Annotated in this window: 14 protein-coding genes, 3 tRNA genes and 4 pseudogenes; 14 read left to right on the top strand and 7 right to left on the bottom strand. The window is 33.4% G+C overall.

What is annotated here, in order from left to right; translation table 11 throughout:
* Nucleotides 1-39: 39 nt before the first annotated feature.
* Together CDO51_RS09225 and CDO51_RS09220 are read left to right on the top strand one after the other, a co-directional pair.
* On the top strand, nt 40-1,023 hold the full coding sequence (locus CDO51_RS09225; protein WP_089023985.1) for an ABC transporter ATP-binding protein: 984 nt from the start codon (nt 40-42) through the stop codon (nt 1,021-1,023).
* Entirely contained in the window at nt 1,016-1,759 is a 744-nt protein-coding gene (locus CDO51_RS09220; RefSeq protein WP_089023984.1) for an ABC transporter permease, read from the top strand. The genes CDO51_RS09225 and CDO51_RS09220 overlap by 8 nt, the downstream gene beginning before the upstream one ends.
* Nucleotides 1,760-1,808: 49 nt before the next feature.
* Here the strand turns inward: CDO51_RS09220 and CDO51_RS09215 are convergent.
* Nucleotides 1,809-2,559: pseudogene (locus tag CDO51_RS09215) on the bottom strand (IS30 family transposase).
* 154 nt (nt 2,560-2,713) lie between these two features.
* Here CDO51_RS09215 and CDO51_RS15050 point away from each other — a divergent pair.
* Nucleotides 2,714-2,848 (top strand): hypothetical protein, encoded by a 135-nt coding sequence (locus CDO51_RS15050; protein WP_276207017.1) that lies wholly within the window; start codon nt 2,714-2,716, stop codon nt 2,846-2,848.
* 45 nt (nt 2,849-2,893) lie between these two features.
* On the opposite strand, the gene CDO51_RS09210 is transcribed toward CDO51_RS15050, so the two are convergent.
* Nucleotides 2,894-4,255, bottom strand: a complete 1,362-nt coding sequence (locus CDO51_RS09210; RefSeq protein WP_158212411.1) for an L-cysteine desulfidase family protein — start codon at nt 4,253-4,255, stop codon at nt 2,894-2,896.
* Nucleotides 4,256-4,301: 46 nt separating this feature from the next.
* Here CDO51_RS09210 and CDO51_RS09205 point away from each other — a divergent pair.
* Nucleotides 4,302-5,322 (top strand): annotated as a pseudogene (locus CDO51_RS09205) (IS6 family transposase).
* A 630-nt stretch (nt 5,323-5,952) separates the two neighbouring features.
* On the opposite strand, the gene CDO51_RS13825 reads toward CDO51_RS09205, so the two are convergent.
* From CDO51_RS13825 to CDO51_RS09195, 3 genes are all read right to left on the bottom strand, one after another.
* The gene (locus CDO51_RS13825) at nt 5,953-6,108 is read right to left on the bottom strand and encodes a hypothetical protein (protein ID WP_158212410.1); all 156 of its coding nucleotides are present in this window, start codon (nt 6,106-6,108) and stop codon (nt 5,953-5,955) included.
* A 165-nt stretch (nt 6,109-6,273) separates the two neighbouring features.
* On the bottom strand, nt 6,274-6,447 hold the full coding sequence (locus CDO51_RS15445; protein WP_420811490.1) for a hypothetical protein: 174 nt from the start codon (nt 6,445-6,447) through the stop codon (nt 6,274-6,276).
* Between the two features lie 55 nt (nt 6,448-6,502).
* Entirely contained in the window at nt 6,503-7,162 is a 660-nt protein-coding gene (locus CDO51_RS09195) for a transposase (protein ID WP_089023981.1), read from the bottom strand.
* A 93-nt stretch (nt 7,163-7,255) separates the two neighbouring features.
* Between CDO51_RS09195 and CDO51_RS15440 the strand changes: the two are divergent.
* From CDO51_RS15440 to CDO51_RS09175, 3 genes and pseudogenes are all read left to right on the top strand, one after another.
* Nucleotides 7,256-8,198 (top strand): annotated as a pseudogene (locus tag CDO51_RS15440) (IS30 family transposase); the annotation flags it as partial.
* Nucleotides 8,199-8,337: 139 nt separating this feature from the next.
* Nucleotides 8,338-8,916 carry a 2'-5' RNA ligase family protein gene (locus tag CDO51_RS09180; RefSeq protein WP_089023978.1) on the top strand — a complete coding sequence of 193 codons (579 nt, stop codon included), beginning with the start codon at nt 8,338-8,340 and terminating at the stop codon, nt 8,914-8,916.
* Between the two features lie 4 nt (nt 8,917-8,920).
* On the top strand, nt 8,921-9,589 hold the full coding sequence (locus tag CDO51_RS09175) for a DUF2225 domain-containing protein (RefSeq protein ID WP_158212409.1): 669 nt from the start codon (nt 8,921-8,923) through the stop codon (nt 9,587-9,589).
* Nucleotides 9,590-9,608: 19 nt separating this feature from the next.
* Here CDO51_RS09175 and CDO51_RS09170 read toward each other — a convergent pair whose 3' ends face one another.
* Nucleotides 9,609-10,283: a manganese catalase family protein gene (locus tag CDO51_RS09170; RefSeq protein ID WP_089023976.1), complete on the bottom strand. Its 675-nt coding sequence runs from the start codon at nt 10,281-10,283 to the stop codon at nt 9,609-9,611.
* A 211-nt stretch (nt 10,284-10,494) separates the two neighbouring features.
* Here CDO51_RS09170 and CDO51_RS09165 point away from each other — a divergent pair, with 211 nt between their 5' ends.
* From CDO51_RS09165 to ltrA, 7 genes and pseudogenes are all read left to right on the top strand, one after another.
* Nucleotides 10,495-11,163: a redox-sensing transcriptional repressor Rex gene (locus CDO51_RS09165; protein ID WP_089023975.1), complete on the top strand. Its 669-nt coding sequence runs from the start codon at nt 10,495-10,497 to the stop codon at nt 11,161-11,163.
* A gap of 68 nt (nt 11,164-11,231) precedes the next feature.
* A tRNA-Asp gene (locus CDO51_RS09160) sits at nt 11,232-11,308 on the top strand.
* 6 nt (nt 11,309-11,314) lie between these two features.
* A tRNA-Gly gene (locus CDO51_RS09155) sits at nt 11,315-11,389 on the top strand.
* A 7-nt stretch (nt 11,390-11,396) separates the two neighbouring features.
* A tRNA-Cys gene (locus CDO51_RS09150) sits at nt 11,397-11,474 on the top strand.
* 1,338 nt (nt 11,475-12,812) lie between these two features.
* Complete coding sequence (locus CDO51_RS09145) at nt 12,813-14,078, top strand: M20/M25/M40 family metallo-hydrolase (protein WP_089023974.1); 1,266 nt, start codon at nt 12,813-12,815, stop codon at nt 14,076-14,078.
* A 332-nt stretch (nt 14,079-14,410) separates the two neighbouring features.
* Nucleotides 14,411-14,662, top strand: coding sequence for a zinc ribbon domain-containing protein (locus tag CDO51_RS09140; protein WP_089023973.1), 252 nt, complete (start codon nt 14,411-14,413; stop codon nt 14,660-14,662).
* A gap of 764 nt (nt 14,663-15,426) precedes the next feature.
* Nucleotides 15,427-16,701 (top strand): annotated as a pseudogene (gene ltrA, locus CDO51_RS15435) (group II intron reverse transcriptase/maturase).
* A 245-nt stretch (nt 16,702-16,946) separates the two neighbouring features.
* Here ltrA and CDO51_RS09125 read toward each other — a convergent pair.
* Nucleotides 16,947-17,345, bottom strand: a 399-nt coding sequence (locus tag CDO51_RS09125; RefSeq protein WP_143824706.1) for an IS66 family transposase, incomplete at its 5' end; no start/stop codon positions are given.

The following is a 17,345-nucleotide window of genomic DNA, read 5'->3' as shown; positions in this document are numbered from 1 at the left end:
TGATTAAGCGATGACTTAAATAGATGGAGGTAAATAAAAGTGAAATATAACAAACAACCTTTAATTGAAGTGAACAATTTAACTAAAAAGTTTGGTGATTTTAAAGCTGCAGATAATATTTGTTTTTACATAGAATCAGGTGAAACTTTTGGATTTTTAGGTCCAAATGGTGCAGGAAAAAGTTCTACAATAAATATGTTGACAGGACTTTCCCGGATAACTTCAGGTGAGTACTTTGTGTTAGGGAATGATTTTGAGAAAAACCATAAAGAATTGAAGAAAATAATTGGTGTAGTACCAGATGAAAGTAATATGTATGATGAATTAACTGGTTTTGAAAACTTATTTTTCACAGGCTCATTATATGGTATTGATAAAAGAACCAGAGCTGATAGGGCAAAACAGCTTCTTAAAAAATTTAATTTGTCTGAAGTCAAAAATAAATTATTTAGATATTATTCTAAAGGAATGAAAAGAAAACTTACTATAGCAGCAGCTTTAATGCACCAACCAAAAATATTATTTTTAGATGAACCTACAACAGGCATAGATATCCAGAGTGCGAGGGATATTCGATCATTAATTAAACAGTTAAATTATGATGGGAAAACAGTTTTTTTAACTACACATTATATTGAAGAAGCTGAACGTCTTTGTGAAAGAATTGCTTTTATAGTAAATGGTCAGATCGTAAAAATTGACAAGACAAATAAACTACTAATAGACGAAAATAAAGGAAAAACAATAGAGTTTGTTGTTGATAAGGTCACTCCAGGTATAGAAAAGCAAATAAAAGAACAATTCAATGTTAAATTAGTTAATATTAAATCTAAATCTTATGTTGTTATCGAGTCAGAAGACTTTACTACTATTTTCCCTTATATAGAATTTTTTAATAAACTAAAAATTAATGTATTAGAAGCGAAAGTACTAAAATTGTCATTAGAAGATGTCTTTGTTAGGATGACAGGGATTGAATCTAACTTTTTAAAAACTGAGAAGGGGGAGAGCACCCATGATTAGTAAAGCTGAATTAATAGCTTTTGTTAATATATTAACAAAAGATGTCAAGAGTTATTACTTGAAACCTCCAAATATCAGTTGGGGCCTGATATTTCCTTTTGCCTGGATGTTGATGTTTTTAATAAGATCAGAAGGACATTTAGAAATAATTGATGTTTTTCCAGGGGTAATTGCAATTTCCATCTTATTTGGCACAACTTCTATGTTAGCAGTTACTATTACCTTTGAAAAACGTTGTAGATCATTCGAACGGCTATTACTAGCACCTATTGATTTGAATTTATTAATGTTATCTAAAACTATGGGAGCTATTATTTTTGGAATGATAAATGCTGTACTTCCTATAATAATAATTACCTATTTCATTGAGGTTACTTTTATAAACTTTTTAATAATAATGGGAAGTGTCTTTTTAACAGCTGTTAGTTGTACTTTTCTCGGACTATTTATAGCTGTTTCTGTTCGTGAAGTTTTCCAAGCACAAACATATTCTAATTTTTTTAGATTTCCAATGATGTTTTTATGTGGCTTATTCGTACCAGTTTTTGAGTTACCTTTAATATTAAGACCGGTTTCATATATTTTACCACTAACATATGGTGTTGATATTTTAAGAGAAGCAATTAATCAAACAGGAAATTTACCTTTATATATAAACTTTGTTATTTTACTTGTGTTTTGTATAGGTTTATTTCTCTATAGTATAAAAACAGTAAGATATAAATGGATTGATTAATTGCTAAATTGCAATATTAAATTGAACATGTTTCCAACTGTAATATATGTCACTTAATTAGAGCGCTACAGTGTTCTGGAGATAAATAACCAAATATCCGTCTGGGCAAAGTGTTGCACCAGGCTTGAACTTTAGCTATCGAATCTAATGAGTAATCCAATAGGCTCTTGCCCTTGGGAATGAATCGTCTAATAAGTCCATTATGACGTTCATTAGTGCCTCTTTCTCCAGAAGAGTAAGGATGGGCGAAATAAACCTTGATTTCGTTATTTGCTTCTAATGTAGCTAGTTCAGCAAACTCTAAGCCATTGTCAGCTGTAAAACTTTTAAATACCTTTGAAAAGTTATCACCCATTTCAATAGCTATGTTTGTTAGACACTCTTGCACAGCTTCTGTTGTTTTTGCTGGAATCTTACGTATGATTTCTTTACGAGTTACTCTTTCAGTAATGGTAAGTAAAACTGGTTCATTTTTTGTTTTCTTACCAATCAAAGTATCAATTTCCCAGTGACCAAAGACTTGGCGGTTATCTACCTCTTTAGGGCGTTCACTAATACTAGTACCTAAATTCTTTTTCGGCCTACATCAGGGTAATAGATCTCACAACTTTATTCTGCTTGATCTGAGTAACAGTGCCTCTTTTCAATTCATTTCGAATGGTGTTAGGTGATCTGTTCAAGAATTTTGCTATATAGTTGGGATTGTACCCTTGTCTATTTACTAGCTCAATTTGTCCCCGCTCAAAGTCATTTAATTGTTTATTATTGCGGGATGTTGGTGTATTATTAAGGTAATCCATAGTGTGCACCCTTCCTGTAATTGGTTATTTTGTGGTGATTTAATTATATTACAGTTGGGTCCACTATGGAGTTTTTATTTAGTTCAATTTGATTTTACAATTAAGCGGATTGATTAATTATTATTTATTTTATTAAAGAAAGGAGGGAAGTGTTATGTGTGACAAAGAAAGTACTTGCAAATATCCGAACAATTTAAAAGATAAACCTGAAAAATGTAGTCCAAAACAAGTTAAAAGTGTCATGGTGATGATAAAGAACATTCATGTGAATTTAATGATTAATAAATAAAGCCCATCTTTTCGTTTGTATTATTGAAAAGATGGGCTTTATTTATTAAAACATAATTTTAAATATAGTTTCATCAGTTTTTTCCATACCTTCACGAGAAAGTTGTCCTAGGTTTTGTACCGTTTTTTCAGTTTTTCCAACAATAATTCCATTCCCGCAAGAGATATGTAACCCATTAACTGACAGGAGAGCAGTTTGATATGATAAGTCAGCTGCTGTCATTAGTTTTATAGCACAACTTGGTTTCGCTCCATCACAGACCACACCTGAATTATTAGCTATAATATTATCTATAACAGCAACTATTTGATCTGTTGATCCTTTTAATAAATAAGCTATTCCAGCTGATGCACCTATTGAAGCTGCTACAGCCCCTCCGCATATTGCTGATAAATTTCCTATGTGGTGTTTAATGTAATTAGTTAAAATAATAGCGATAGCACGCGCTTTCAACAATTGATCATGTGTACAATCTAATTCACTTGCTGTTATAGCAAGAGGTATAGTTGTCATTATACCTTGGTTGCCACTCCCAGAACAGCTCATTACTGGTAAGTTAACACCAGACATTCTAGCATCGCAGGCGGCAGCTGTCCAAGCTTTTATTTTGTTACTTAGATCACTAGGTAGTTTCTGATTTGCTATTAGGTTAGAAATTTTTGATCCTACTCCAAAACCTGGTGATTTATTTAAGCCATATTCTGCAATTTTCATATTTAATTGTATTCCTTCATTTAAAAATTGAATTTTTTTTAGATCTATTGATTCTACCAGTTCTATAAATTCCGCTATATTAAACTCAGAGTAATTAATCTTTTGATCCTTTGATTTTGCTGTATTAATGTCTTTTTTATAAACTGGCTTTCCATTGCATTCTAAATAAGTGATATTATCATGACTTTCTTTTATAATTGCTTTTCCTGTACCTTTGTCTGTAGAAACAATAGCTTCTACATAAAGGGGAGATTTTTTATCCAGAGGATTAACTATTACTTTATCTTGTTCAATTAGTTTTTGTGCTTTATTTAGGAAATCGTATTTGACATCACTGAAAATTTCTAAATTTTTATCAGTTTGCCCTATTAAACTTCCCAATGCAGCTGCAAGATTTAAACCTGCTTTTTGGGTCCCAGGTATTACAACTCCAAGGCCATTTTTATAGATATTCGGATCAGTCCAAACTTCAACTTTAATTAAAGTCCCTTCTACCTGTTCATAGGCAGCAGCTGCAGCTAGACCAACAGCAACTGGTTCTGTGCAACCAGCAGCTACAACATTATCTTCTTTTAAGGTATTAATTATTTCAATCTTTTCCAATAACATCCCTCCTGTTTCTGATTTAAGTTCTTTAAAGTTGTATGATATTTGAATTAGTCTCCGTCCCGGAGTTATGATGTTTTTAGGCATAAAATAAACCCTCCTGGAAAAAGGAGACTGATCCATGGCTTAAGTTGTGTGTCCTAGATGCTATTCAAACAACCTTTACGGTTATGGGTATGACAAATACGGTAATGAAAAGTTTTTATGCAAAAAATGTGGTCGTCACTGGGCACCTAGACACTTTCTGAGGGCGGGGATAAAAGAGGCCTAATAAGCCTCGCAAATATCCCTTTTGCCCTAAATGCGGTAAAGCATCGTTTTTACATCACGACTATGAATTTTATTCTAATTTGAGGTGTTGGGACAAAGTGTAATCATTCTTTTTATGTCCCTAAACCTCAAAGTATTCCTGAGCCTTCACAACTTGATATTAACGGGAAAGTAGACTTTTCTAACATGAGACATTCTCTTCATACTGTTATTAGAGCTCTTTACCTGTACTTTATCAACGGTAGCTCTAATAGAAATGTCTCTCAGTTCTTTCTTGATTGTGAAGGAATTAAAGTGTCTCATGTTACTATTGCTGACTGGACTAAAAAATTTGCACCTCTTTTTCTTTATATCTCTAGATATCTAAAGCCTGCTGATCTTGACTCTTCTGATGAGTGGCATGTTGACGAAACTATAATTAAAGTTAAAGGCAAAAAATTTTATGCCTGGACTGTTATTGATGCTGAAACTAGATTTGTGCTTGCATTACAGAGATAGCTAGGCTGCTTTCAAAGTGCTGAACTATGCTAAGAAACATTTTGGACAACCTCAAAGCATCGTTACAGATAGATATTGGGCTTATAATGCTCCAATTAAAGTTTTGTTCCCTAATTCTAATCACATCAGAGTCGAGTCTTTTGAAGATGATATCTCTAACAACTTAATTGAATCTTTTTTTCAAATTCTTAAAAGTTGGGTTAAGCAACGCAGAGGCTTTGCTTCTTACCAGTCCGCTAACAAGCTTATCGCTGTCTTTATTTTTGCTTTTTAACTTTGTTAGGACAAGCAATGATTTAAACCAGTCTACTCTTGCTCAAGTTGCTGGTATTAAGTACTCTAATCGTACTAGAACTTTTTGGCTTTTAAATGGTAATGCCGCATGACTGCCAAATCTTTTAAAATCTTGCGATTAAGTGAGCTCATTTTTAATAATAACTTAACAGACTCCTGATTTATTTAATACTACTCTTTCTATATAGTATTCTATAAGAAGAACAAAAGTCCTGTATTTAAATCACAATATTAAAAACTCTTAATTCAAGCTTAATTGTAAAATCAAATTGAACTAAATAAAAAACTCCATAGTGGACCCAACTGTAATATAATTAATTCGCCAGAAAAAACTAATTACAGGAAGGGTGCACACTATGGATCACTTTATGATACACCGACTTCCCGCAAGAATAAACACCTAAATGATTTCGAGCAAGGAAAAATTGAGTTACTGCATAAGCAAGGCTACACTCCGTACGTCAGATTGTCTAACGATTAATTTAGCAGCCCCATAATATAATACCTTTTGCGGTATATTACTCCAAAAATAGTAAAATGCAATTTTAAAGAAGGTAGTACTTGCTTGAAGAGCCTTACCAAATCCCTAACTCCCATGATATTAATCAATCTTTTTAGATTATAAGCAAGGCTAATAAACCCTGCTTCAGCATTTACAGAGTTTAGCCCTCTTGTTAAAAAATATGTAAAAGATCTTTTGATAGTTCCAAAAGGATGCTCAACTATAGAGCTCCTAAGTTGTAGAGATCTTTCTTCCTAATGGTATTTTCATGTACTTTATCTATAAACTCTTCATCTTCAAATCTTGCTATAATTCGTCCCGCTTTTGCTGATGTACATTCAGATTTTTTTCCACATTCCAGGTGACCCTTACACACGTAACGTCTATTGTTTTTTCCTCTGTTCTTTCCGTTCCATTTGAACTCTAGTGGATAACCTAATGGGCATCTATAAATATCTTTTGATTTGTCATATTGAAAATTCGTTTTTTCAAAACCTGATTTTGTTTTTAATCAATATTTCTGTCTTTTCATCTGATGCTGCTAGTATTTCAGACATATAAAATACCCTGTATCTGCTAGTGCCGTAATTTTTTGATCACTGAATATACTCCTTGTTTTTGTTATCATATTTGATAATTGGCTCTGATCATTTATATCATTTACTACTTCAAAGTCCACCAAGAATTTATATTTGTTATCGACTACTGCCTGCATATTATAACAGACTTCATATTTTTCATTATTCTTCATAGATTTAGCTTCGGATCGGTTAAACAGACCTGCTTTTTCCCTCGTCTTTAAGTTCTTTTTTGAGGGAATTAAGTTGATCAATTCTAGCTTTGTAACTTTCAACTTTTTCATCCATAACTTGTTTCATATCATGGTTTTCTGGAGTTTCTAGGAACTCATTGATATATTCATCAATTTTAGCTTCATAGTACTCAATTTTCTTTTTAATGATATTTTCGGTAAAATGTTTGCTCTTTGAATTACTGGCTTTTATTTTTGTCCCATCTATGGCAACAATTTCCCCATTTACAAGACCGAAACCTTTTAGCATAAGGGTGAATTCCTTAAATAATTGTTTTATGGCTTTCCGATTAACTTTCATAAAAGCAGAGATTGTTCCATGATCAGGTGTAACTTTTCCTACCAGCCACATCACTTCCATATTTCTAGTTGTTTCCATTTCTATTCTACGTGAAGACCTTATCTTATTCATATAACAATATATGTACAACTTAAGTAAGTGTTTTCTTTTATATGGCTTTTGTCCAGCATTATTGCCAGAATAAGTTTTAAATCCGATTTCTTCTAAATTAAGGCTATCAACATAAGCGTCAATTACTCTTACAGGATTATCTTCACTAACATAGTCATCTAATGTATTTGGAAATAAATTTCTATCTATGCTTTCAATAAAAGCCATCGCTATCAACTCCTTTATTATATAAATTCGACAGCAATGGCTAATTTCATCTTTTTTGTAATAAATATTCGTTTAATTGTTAGACAGTCTGACGCTATTGGAAAAATTTTAAATAGAGCATCAAACACTATTCGAAATGAACTAAAAAGAGGCACAGTAACTCAAATCAAGGCTCTTAGACTATGTCAAATTTATTATCCAGATACAGCTAAAAGAATATATGAAAAGAACCGAAAGAACTGCGGACCTAAATTTAAGTTTTTACAATGTGAAGAATTCATCAATCATGCTACAAATTTGTTTTGGAATTCCAAGTTTTCTTTGGATTCTATTTGTGGGTCTCTCAAAAGACAAAACAAATTCCCTAAACAAACTATGGTATCAACTAAAACGCTTTATAATTACGTTGATGCAGGTTTACTCAATATTAAAAAAATCGATCTACCGCTAAAAACTAGACGCAGGACTAAACCTAAACGAATTAGAAAACATAAAAAGATTTTAGGAACGAGTATTAGCGAACGACCTAAAGAAGTAAATGATCGTCAAGTATTTGGGTCACTGGGAAATTGACACCGTGATTGGTAAGAAAACAAAAACTGAACCTGTGTTACTAACTATTACTGAGAGGAAAACTCGCAAAGAAATTATACGTAAGATTCCTGCTAAAACGACTGAAGCTGTACAAGAAACTTTAGCAAACCTGACTTATGAAATGGGTGATAGTTTTTCAAAAGTCTTCAAGAGCTTTACTGCTGATAATGGTTTAGAGTTTGCAGATCTAGCATCTTTAGAGAAAACTAGTAACACCAAAGTTTACTTTGCACATCCTTACTCTTCTGGAGAAAGAGGAACTAACGAACGACATACCGGCTTGATTAGACGTTTCATCCCAAAAGGGAAGAGTCTCTCTGATTTTTCATCACAAGCAATTGCTAGAGTTCAAACCTGGTGCAATACCTTACCCAGACGGATCCTTGGCTACTTATCTCCGGACGAGGCGTTCTTAGAACAGTGTAGTGTTCTACTGGAGTAACAATTTTTATATTACAGTTGGAAACTAGTTCAATTTAATATTGCAACTTAGAACTCTTAATTCAATTAGTTTATTATTACAAATTGATGTGATAAAATTACTATGACTAATTTTGTATTAGAAAAGATAGGTGATTGTTATGAGTATTGAAAATAAATTATTTTTAGTAGCTATTCCACGAGGAAGACTATTAAAGGTAGCTCAAAGTATACAAGAAAAACTGAACCAAAAGTTTAATATATATACTTCAAAGTTGCCTCCTTTACATGTGACCATTGATCATATTAGTATAGATGACAAATACAAGTATGACAAGGCTATTAAAATAATTAAAAAAGAATGTGATAATAAGAACCCTTTTGAATTATTCGTAAAAGGTTTTAGTTTTTTTGATCCCCCTTATAAATCTATTAATTTATACGTTGAAAAGACTGATTGTTTGCAAAAATTATCGCAAGGGATACATACAAAGCTAAAAGAAGAAGGATTATCTAGCCGGCCTTTTCCTGAAGAGTGGGAGTTTCATATTAGTTTAATTAATACTACTTTTGCTAGTAGGGAATGGACCGATGAAGAATTTTATAAAGCAAAAGAAATAGTCAAGGAATGGAATATAAATATGAAATGTACAATTGAGTGGTTAGAATTATGGAAACCGAAATATGAACCCCATTTAGAAATAGAAGATTTTTTTGAACTTAAAGGTGATGAGGGGTGAGATAATGTCCGATGTATTGTATGACAAAAAATTAACATGTCTACTTTGTAAATATAAGTTTAAAACGAAAAAAGTACGTCATTCACGATTAAGGTTAATTAAAGAACATAGTGATTTTTATAGAGAATATGAAGGTATCAATCCTAACTACTATTTAGTGAACGTATGTCCTAAATGTGGGTATGCTTATACTGATCAGTTTACTTCACCAAAACCTTCTCATAAAGAAGAAATAGAGAAAAAAGTATCTAACAATTGGGTTTCTAGAGATTTTGGTATCGTTAGAGATTTCAACATGGCTCTAGACTCATTGAAGCTAGCTGTTTTCTGTGGACAAATTCAAGGAGAAAAGTATAATATTTTAGCTACTTTACTTTTACATACTGCCTGGATTTATAGAGAACAAAATGATGAGCAAAATGAAATGAGATTCTTAAAATTAGCTAGAGAACAATTTCTTAAAGTTTATCAAGAGGATACATCAAAAGAAGTTAATTTAGCTAAATTGTTGTTTCTTTTAGGTGAATTAAGCAAAAGAATTGGTGGAAGTGATGAAGCTGTTACTTGGTTTTCAAAATTAGTTAGCGATAGAAATATACAAGATGAAAAAATGATTACCCGTGCTCGTGATCAATGGATGCTTATTAAAAAGGAAAATGATAGAACAGGGTAATAAGAACCCTGTTCTTTTTTTAAGAGTTTCTAGGATTTTGAAAAGCTGGAGGAGTAGGAGTTGGAGCACTAAAATATTGACCAGGAGTTGATAGATCGAAGTACAATCTAGCATTTTCATCAACACCAAAATCTTGGTTAGAGCCTTTGTTTTGTACTTTGTTTAGAGCTTCTCTAAATAAAGCGTTATGGGCTTCTTCTCGATTCAATAGGAAATCAATAGTTTCTCTGACTCCATTGTCATTAATTTGCCTGTATAAATACTCATACACCACTTTGGCGCGTTGCTCTGCAGCAATATTAGATAAGAGATCGGCAGCTAAATCACCAGTACTGTTTATATAATTTGCAGTCCATGGATTACCTGAAGCGTCATTGAGAAGAGGAGTTAAGCCACCTAGAACGTGAGCTTGAACGTTTCCTCCTTGAACTGATGTTAAATCTGGGTCATGTCCGTGTAACATATTTATAGTGGTGGCTACCATTTCCATATGGCTAAGTTCTTCTGCTCCAATATCTAAAAATAGATCCTTTATTTCAGGATCTTGGATTCGAAAACTTTGTGCGATATATTGCAGGCCTGCTTTTAATTCACCGTTTCCACCACCTAATTGTTCCTGTAACATAGCAGCATAGGTCGGATTGGGGCGATCTACCTTAACTTGATGAAGTAATTGTTTGTCATGAGTAAACAATTGAGCACCTCCTTTTATAGAGAGTAGAAGCCAAATTGATTTTGACTCCTAATTATATTCTGTTCGAAAAAATTTTAAGTATGTATTAAATTTACCTATAGAAAATTAAATTTGTTGTGTTATAATAATGAAAACTTGTTATTTTTTTGGTATCATAAGGTATGGGTAAAAAGATTCTGAATAAGTTCTTCAATATAAAAGGAGGTAAAATATGCCACAAAGAGGCGAAGCACCAATTTCTGTTATTAAACGACTTCCAGTTTATTTGCGAGTACTCGATAATTTAGTAAAAAGAGATATTGAAGTTGTATCTTCAAAAAGCTTAAGTAAACAAACAGGATTTTCTGCTGAACAAATAAGAAAAGACTTGGCGTTTTTTGGCGCCTTCGGGACACGAGGAACAGGTTATAATACTAACTACTTACGTGAAAGAATTTTAAGGATCATTGGTTTAGATAAACAAACTAATGTTGCGATTATTGGAGCAGGACACTTGGGTACAGCATTTGCACGATATAATATACGTGAGAACCCATATACAAATGTAGTAGGTTTGTTTGATGTAAGTCCCGATAGTGTTGGAGGCGAAATTGAAGGTGTACCTGTTTACCATTTAAATGACTTACAAGATATGATTAAACAAGAAAAAGTTCAGGTTGGAGTAGTTACCGTTCCAGCAGTTCATGCTCAAGAAGTTGTTGATCGCATGGTCGAAGAAAATGTGAAAGCTATTTTAAATTTTGCTCCAGCTAAATTAAATGCTCCTGAACATGTAACAATACATAATGTAGACCTAACTATTGAACTTCAGAGTCTTATATATTTTGCACGTGAAGAACTTTCAGCAGATCGAGATAAAGAAGAAAACAAAGAAGAATAATTTTTATAAAAAACCTATTGACTTCGAAGGAAATGTTATGTATAATGAATATTGTCAATGAGGAGCGCGGGGCTGTAGTGAAGCGGCTTAACACGCCTGCCTGTCACGCAGGAGACCGCGGGTTCGAATCCCGTCAGCCCCGCCACTTATTGCGGGAATAGCTCAGTGGTAGAGCACCGCCTTGCCAAGGCGGGGGCCGCGGGTTCGAATCCCGTTTCCCGCTCCAGATACATGGTGGGATGGCGAAGTCTGGCTAACGCCGCGGACTGCAAATCCGTTATGCGCGGGTTCGAATCCCGCTCCCACCTCCAAATCTCAAATAGTAAAAGTAGGAACGACGGGCTTTCGAAGTGATTTCGAGAGCCCTTTTTTTATTTTGAAGGCTTTGTTAAAGTTTCTTGTTGTTTTCTAGAAAATCACAAATTAATATGTTATAGTTAAAGGTAACAAAAGTTTATAGTATGTGGAAGCATGGAGTAATAATGGGTTAATAAATTTGTAAAATCATAGATAAGCAGGACTCCAGATATAAAGAACAGATAACTTTAAAGGACTTAATATTTTGTTGAAAATATATAATTCAGTTTTTTAATTTATAATTATAATGACAGGAGAATTGCAAATGGGTGAGTAAATAACAGTATATAGTGTATTATTATTAGCATTTGTTGTTGAGAGTATATCAATTTTCAGAACAATAAAACAATTCACATTATTGAAGTTAAAGTTAATATTGCAGATACCAATAAGAAGGTCATATTTGCATTGGTATGTGCCGGATTTATAACAACTAGTTCGGAAACGTGGTGTTAACGTGAGTAAATGTGACTAGATCCTTTTTAACTTTGTATTATTAATGATAGTGATGATTATTTGTATATCTAATTATTTTACAACTTACCATTATTAGACAAAAATTGTTAAAGGAGGCTGACCGATAAAAAGCGAAATATAATATTAAGAGCTGGTTACTCACTTTGCTGGTAAAGTGAGTAAATTAGAGTGAAATGACAGTCAATGGTGTTTATATAAGTCAAATTAAAACTCTAGATAATAAATAAAAGGTCAAAAAAGGATCTAAGATATCTGTTATTTTTACTTCACATTATATCTTTTAAAGCCTATTTTTGTAATAATTAAAATGAAGATTGATAAAAAAATTACCTGCTTCCGGTATACTCAAAATGAATGTTATGCAAGTAAAGGAATTAACTTTGATCATCGGAGCAGAGAATGCAAAAGAAACTTATGTTGAAAGAGATAAGGGTTTTTGGGTGTAGAGTTCGCAATCAATTACTTTTTGAAAATACTAAAAGTTTTTATGTTGATTAGAAATTATTAAAAAAGATTGAGTTAAAAGAAGAAGTACTAGTAGTTATAGAACCAATGGTCAATATTGTTAGACTCTAGCCGTTTTTAAAGCAAGCAGGGATTCAAACTATTTTAGTAAATTTAAACTACATTAAAAAAGTAAGGAATTCGATGACAATATGAAGCTTTAACAGAAGTACTTATTTAGATAGAAAATTATGAAGAAAATAACGGAAGCAGAAAAGATTTTGAGACCCCTGAGTAGAACTGATAACAGTAACAGGATTTTTGGCTGAAGAGTGCGTTTGTAGCAATTTATCTATCGGGAGGTTGTAAAAATGGAGATTTTTGAAAGTGATGGATTGAGAATGTATGAAGATATTGTAGATTTAGCAGCTTTAGGAAATAGGTTTGCAGGATCTACTGCAGAAAAAGAAGCTGGTGAAATGGTTAAAAAATCATTTATACAATCTGGATTTGAAGTATATGAAGAAGCTTTTGATGTATTTTCTTTTTATGAAAAAAAATCTCAGATAAAGTTAAGAAAACCGTTAGAGCTTACACTCGAGACCAGAGCAATGTATTATTCACCGGGTACTGATAAAGATGGATTACAAGGCGAATTAGTTTATGTAAAAAATGGTTTAGAACAAGATTATGAAGGTAAAGATGTTGAAGGAAAAGTAGTAATTTTCCATAGAGATGACAAACAAATTAAAGATCATTTTTGGCCTGAAATAAAGATAGCTTCCAAAAAAGGAGCAATTGGCGCAATTCTTATTAATTTCGATGAATGGGAATTTATAACTACTCTTGAAACTGGCTATTTTGAACAATCTAAAAGATTTTTGCCTATAGAACCAAATCAAATCCCATCTGTTATTGTTAGCAAAAATAAAGGTGAAATGATCCTTGATTTAATGAATAGAGAAAAAGTTATTGTAGATATTTTCGTTAACACGCTAAACGAAAAAATGCGTTCATCCAATATAAGGGGGGTTAAAGCCGGAAGCCAAAAAAATAAAGAAAAAATTCTTATATATGGACATAGAGATTCTGCTGGAACTCCTGGAGCGAATGATAATGGATCAGGAACAGTTATAATGTTGGAACTTGCTCGTCTTTTTAAGGATATAAAATTAAATAGAACTTTAGAATTTTTATCCACGGGGGCAGAAGAACAATTAGGGGCTGCAGGTGCACAGGAATATATAAATAGGCATAAAAATGAACTTAATAATATAAAAGCTGCTGTTGAATTAGATATGGTTGGTAGTGGGAATTCACTATGTGTTATGAAAGGAGGTGAATGGCCAGACAAAACAGTAAATTTCCCAGACAAAGTCTGTCAGTTTATTTACGAAAAAGCGCGGGAACATGGGTATGCCGTGGAATATGGATTCAATGATTTTGGAACACCAGATAGCGGTAAATTTTCAGCAGCAGGTATTCCTACCACTTGGATATGGGGACCTGATGATATTTATTACCATAGTCCACAAGACACCCCTGAAAAGGTTGATCCGAATAAATTGAAAATAGTTTCTGATATGTTGATAAAAGTAGTTTTAGATTTAGATAAACAAGAGACTCTTAATTTTTAGTATGAATAATTGGGTTGTTAAGTTTTTAAAAAAAGATCTTTTGTTTGCAAATTTAAATAATTTCGCTGACTATGTAGTAGTCAGAAGGTTTTAGATCTATTGGAATAAGATGTATCAGCAATTAAGATGGTGTAACTTGATTATTAGGTTTTAAGAAATTCAGGCTTTTGGAGTTGGATTATTTTAAGATGGTAATTTTTAATGATTGGTGAAGTAACATTTTCAAACATATTAATCGTTAAAAGCTCCCATTTAGGGAGTTTTTTATTTGGAAACTTTTTTTATTACAGTTTCGTATAAATTTCATATATTTATAAAGGGGGGGAAGTTAATTGGAAGATAGACAAATTAAAAATGCCATTGAAGAGCGATTTGTATGTAGTAAATGTGAAGGAACGAATCCAGTCTTAAAAGAAATAGCTGTAACTGGAACTGGACTTTCAAAATTATTTGATATTCAGCATAATAAATTTCTTACTGTTTCTTGTGATTATTGTGGATATTCAGAAATGTATGATATGAATATTCTAAGAAATAAAACTGGTCTTGATGGGAATGATCTAGCTGATGTTTTATTTGGTTGACATCCTCTTGTAGTTACAGGTACTACTGGTTAATCACTACTTTAAATTTAGATGAAAAAAACCAGTTATGGAAAGAAGTTATCAAAACAAAACTGGATCATATCCCAATGATTGATAGTACAGGTACTAATAGTTAAATTAATTGAGCTTGAAAAAATATAAAATGCTTTGAGATAATTTGAAGCTAGCTATTTTATTAATAGCTAGCTTTTATTGTGTGTGCCCGGCATGGGTATAAGCTATAGGGTGAAAGTCCCGAACAGCGAAGGTAGTAGCAGCTGTAGCTCAAGACAAGGGTGGTGGAGGTGACTCTATCATCTGAAGGAAGTCAGCGGCAAATTTCCGCCCCGAGGGAAACGAATCTCATACAAGACTAGGCAACACTGGATTAGTCTGCATATCAAGACAAAGTCCTTACTACCGAAGGTGTTACCGAGTAAATGAGGCGGGGATATGGAAAGAAAGTTTATGCCCTTACCCGGGGAGAATCTGCTGGAACGCCACAGATAAGTGGTAAGCATGGTCGAGAGGCTATGTTGAACAGCAGACGTCAGCAGAGGTTATAGTACTTGGTAGCTTAAGATATCAAAGAAGGACCGAACTAATTATGGAGAATCATTACCAGGCGTTCATCTGTCTCAAAGAAGCAGAAAACAAAGTTCCTACCTTGAGAAGGAAGTGGTGATTCCCACGGGGGACTTGAGGAGGGTGGAGAGAACAGATGACACAATCGTATGAGTGATTCACGTAGGAGGTCATATCTAATGTTGAAATTGATCATGTTACGGCAGAATCTAAACGAAGCTCTAAAGAGGGTAGAAAAGAATAAGGGTAGTCATGGTGTTGACAAGATACCCGTCAAATCCCTACGAGTGCATCTCAATCAAAATTGGACTGAAATAAGTGAACAGATTCTGTCGGGTACCTATCAACCAGAAACCGTCCGCCGAGTCGAAATCCCGAAGTTAGATGGAGGCACTAGGGAGTTAGGTATTCCTACAGTAACAGATCGTTTCATCCAACAAGCAATAGCCCAACAACTATCTCTTCTACTCGACGGAACGTTCTCGGAACATTCTCGGAACATAGTTATGGTTTCCGTCCTGGAAAAAGGGCGTACGATGCAGTTAACCAAGCGAAGGAATACATCAAAGAAGGATATCGTTGGGTAGTAGACATGGACTTAGAGAAGTTTTTCGACAAGGTTAATCATGACAGACTCATGGCCAGACTATCAGAGGAAATCCAAGATAGACAATTACTAAGATTAATCCGCAAATATCTTCAAGCAGGAGTTATGGAAAAAGGCCTAGTCAGTCCCAACACAGAAGGTACGCCTCAAGGTGGTCCATTAAGTCCGTTACTTTCTAACATAGTTTTAGATGAATTAGACAAAGAACTTGAAAAACGAGGTCATAAATTCGTTCGTTATGCTGACGATTTTCACATTTATGTGAAATCCAAAAGAGCAGGAGAAAGAATAATACAGTCTATTACAACTTATATTGAGAAGAAACTGAAAACTAAAAGTAAACAAAGAGAAAAGTGCGGTGGATAGACCATGGAAGCGTAAACTACTAGGATTTAGCTTCACTCATCACAAAAAGAACCCTAAGATACGACTAGCTAGTACAAATAATAAACCGTTTTTAAAGCTAAAATTAAACAACTAACATCTCGCAAAGGACCGGATTAGTATGCAGAAAAGAATAGAGAAGCTGAATCGCTACCTAATAGGATGGATTGGCTATTATCAACTAAATGATACTTAAAGCAAACTGAAGAGTCTCGAATCGTGGTTAAGTCGTAGGTTGAGAATGATTAGGTGGAAGGAATGGAGGTTTTCACGAACAAAGGTAAAGAATCTTATCTCACTTGGAGTTTCTCCATGTAAAGCGTATGAATGGGGTAATTCCCGGAAAGCTTATTGGCGTATAGCTAAAAGTCCAATACTACAAAGAACCCTAGACCGAACCTATTGGACTGGTCTAGGGCTTAAAAGTCTTGTGTCTAGATATGAATTCTTACGTCAGACATAATTTGGAACCGCCGTATTCGGATCCGTATGTTCGGTGGTGTAAGAGGGACGGCGGTTAGTCACCGCCCCCTATCTTAATTATTATGAGTGATTTCTCACTGTATATTTATAATGTTTAAATCAGATAATAAAACCGCAATGTTTTATGTAAAAACTTTCGTAAGCGTCAAACTATCCCCACATTGATTTAATAAAAAACTCCCATCTCATTAAATAAGTGGGAGTGCCTGTTATGATTGACTTTTGCTATTTGCTTTGAGTTTTTTGCAACTTGCAGTTTCCTGGTAGATCTTCTGACCAAGGTAAAAATTTATCTAATTTTTCTTGGTCGTTAATGTCAATCTGAGGTAAATTTTCAAATAAGAACTGTAAATAATTAAATGGATTAAGTTCATTTAATTTGGCTGTTTCAATAATGCTATAAATTAAAGCACTAGAGTTAGCTCCTTTAGGTGTATTAGCGAACATCCAGTTCTTTCTACCTATGACAAAAGGCTTTATAGACCTTTCAGCTCTGATGTTATTTAGTTCTAAATTGCCATCTTCTAAAAATGTATTTAGTTTTTTCCACTGATTTAGGCAGTAAGAGATAGCTTTTCCAAATGCACTTTTAGGTAAAGCTTTAGATTTTTGTTCTTCTAGCCA

Source organism: Natranaerobius trueperi, assembly GCF_002216005.1.
Taxonomy (GTDB): Bacteria; Bacillota; Natranaerobiia; order Natranaerobiales; family Natranaerobiaceae; genus Natranaerobius_A; species Natranaerobius_A trueperi.
The sequence above is the reverse complement of the archived record's forward strand: the minus strand, read 5'-3'. Positions and strand labels throughout refer to the sequence as shown.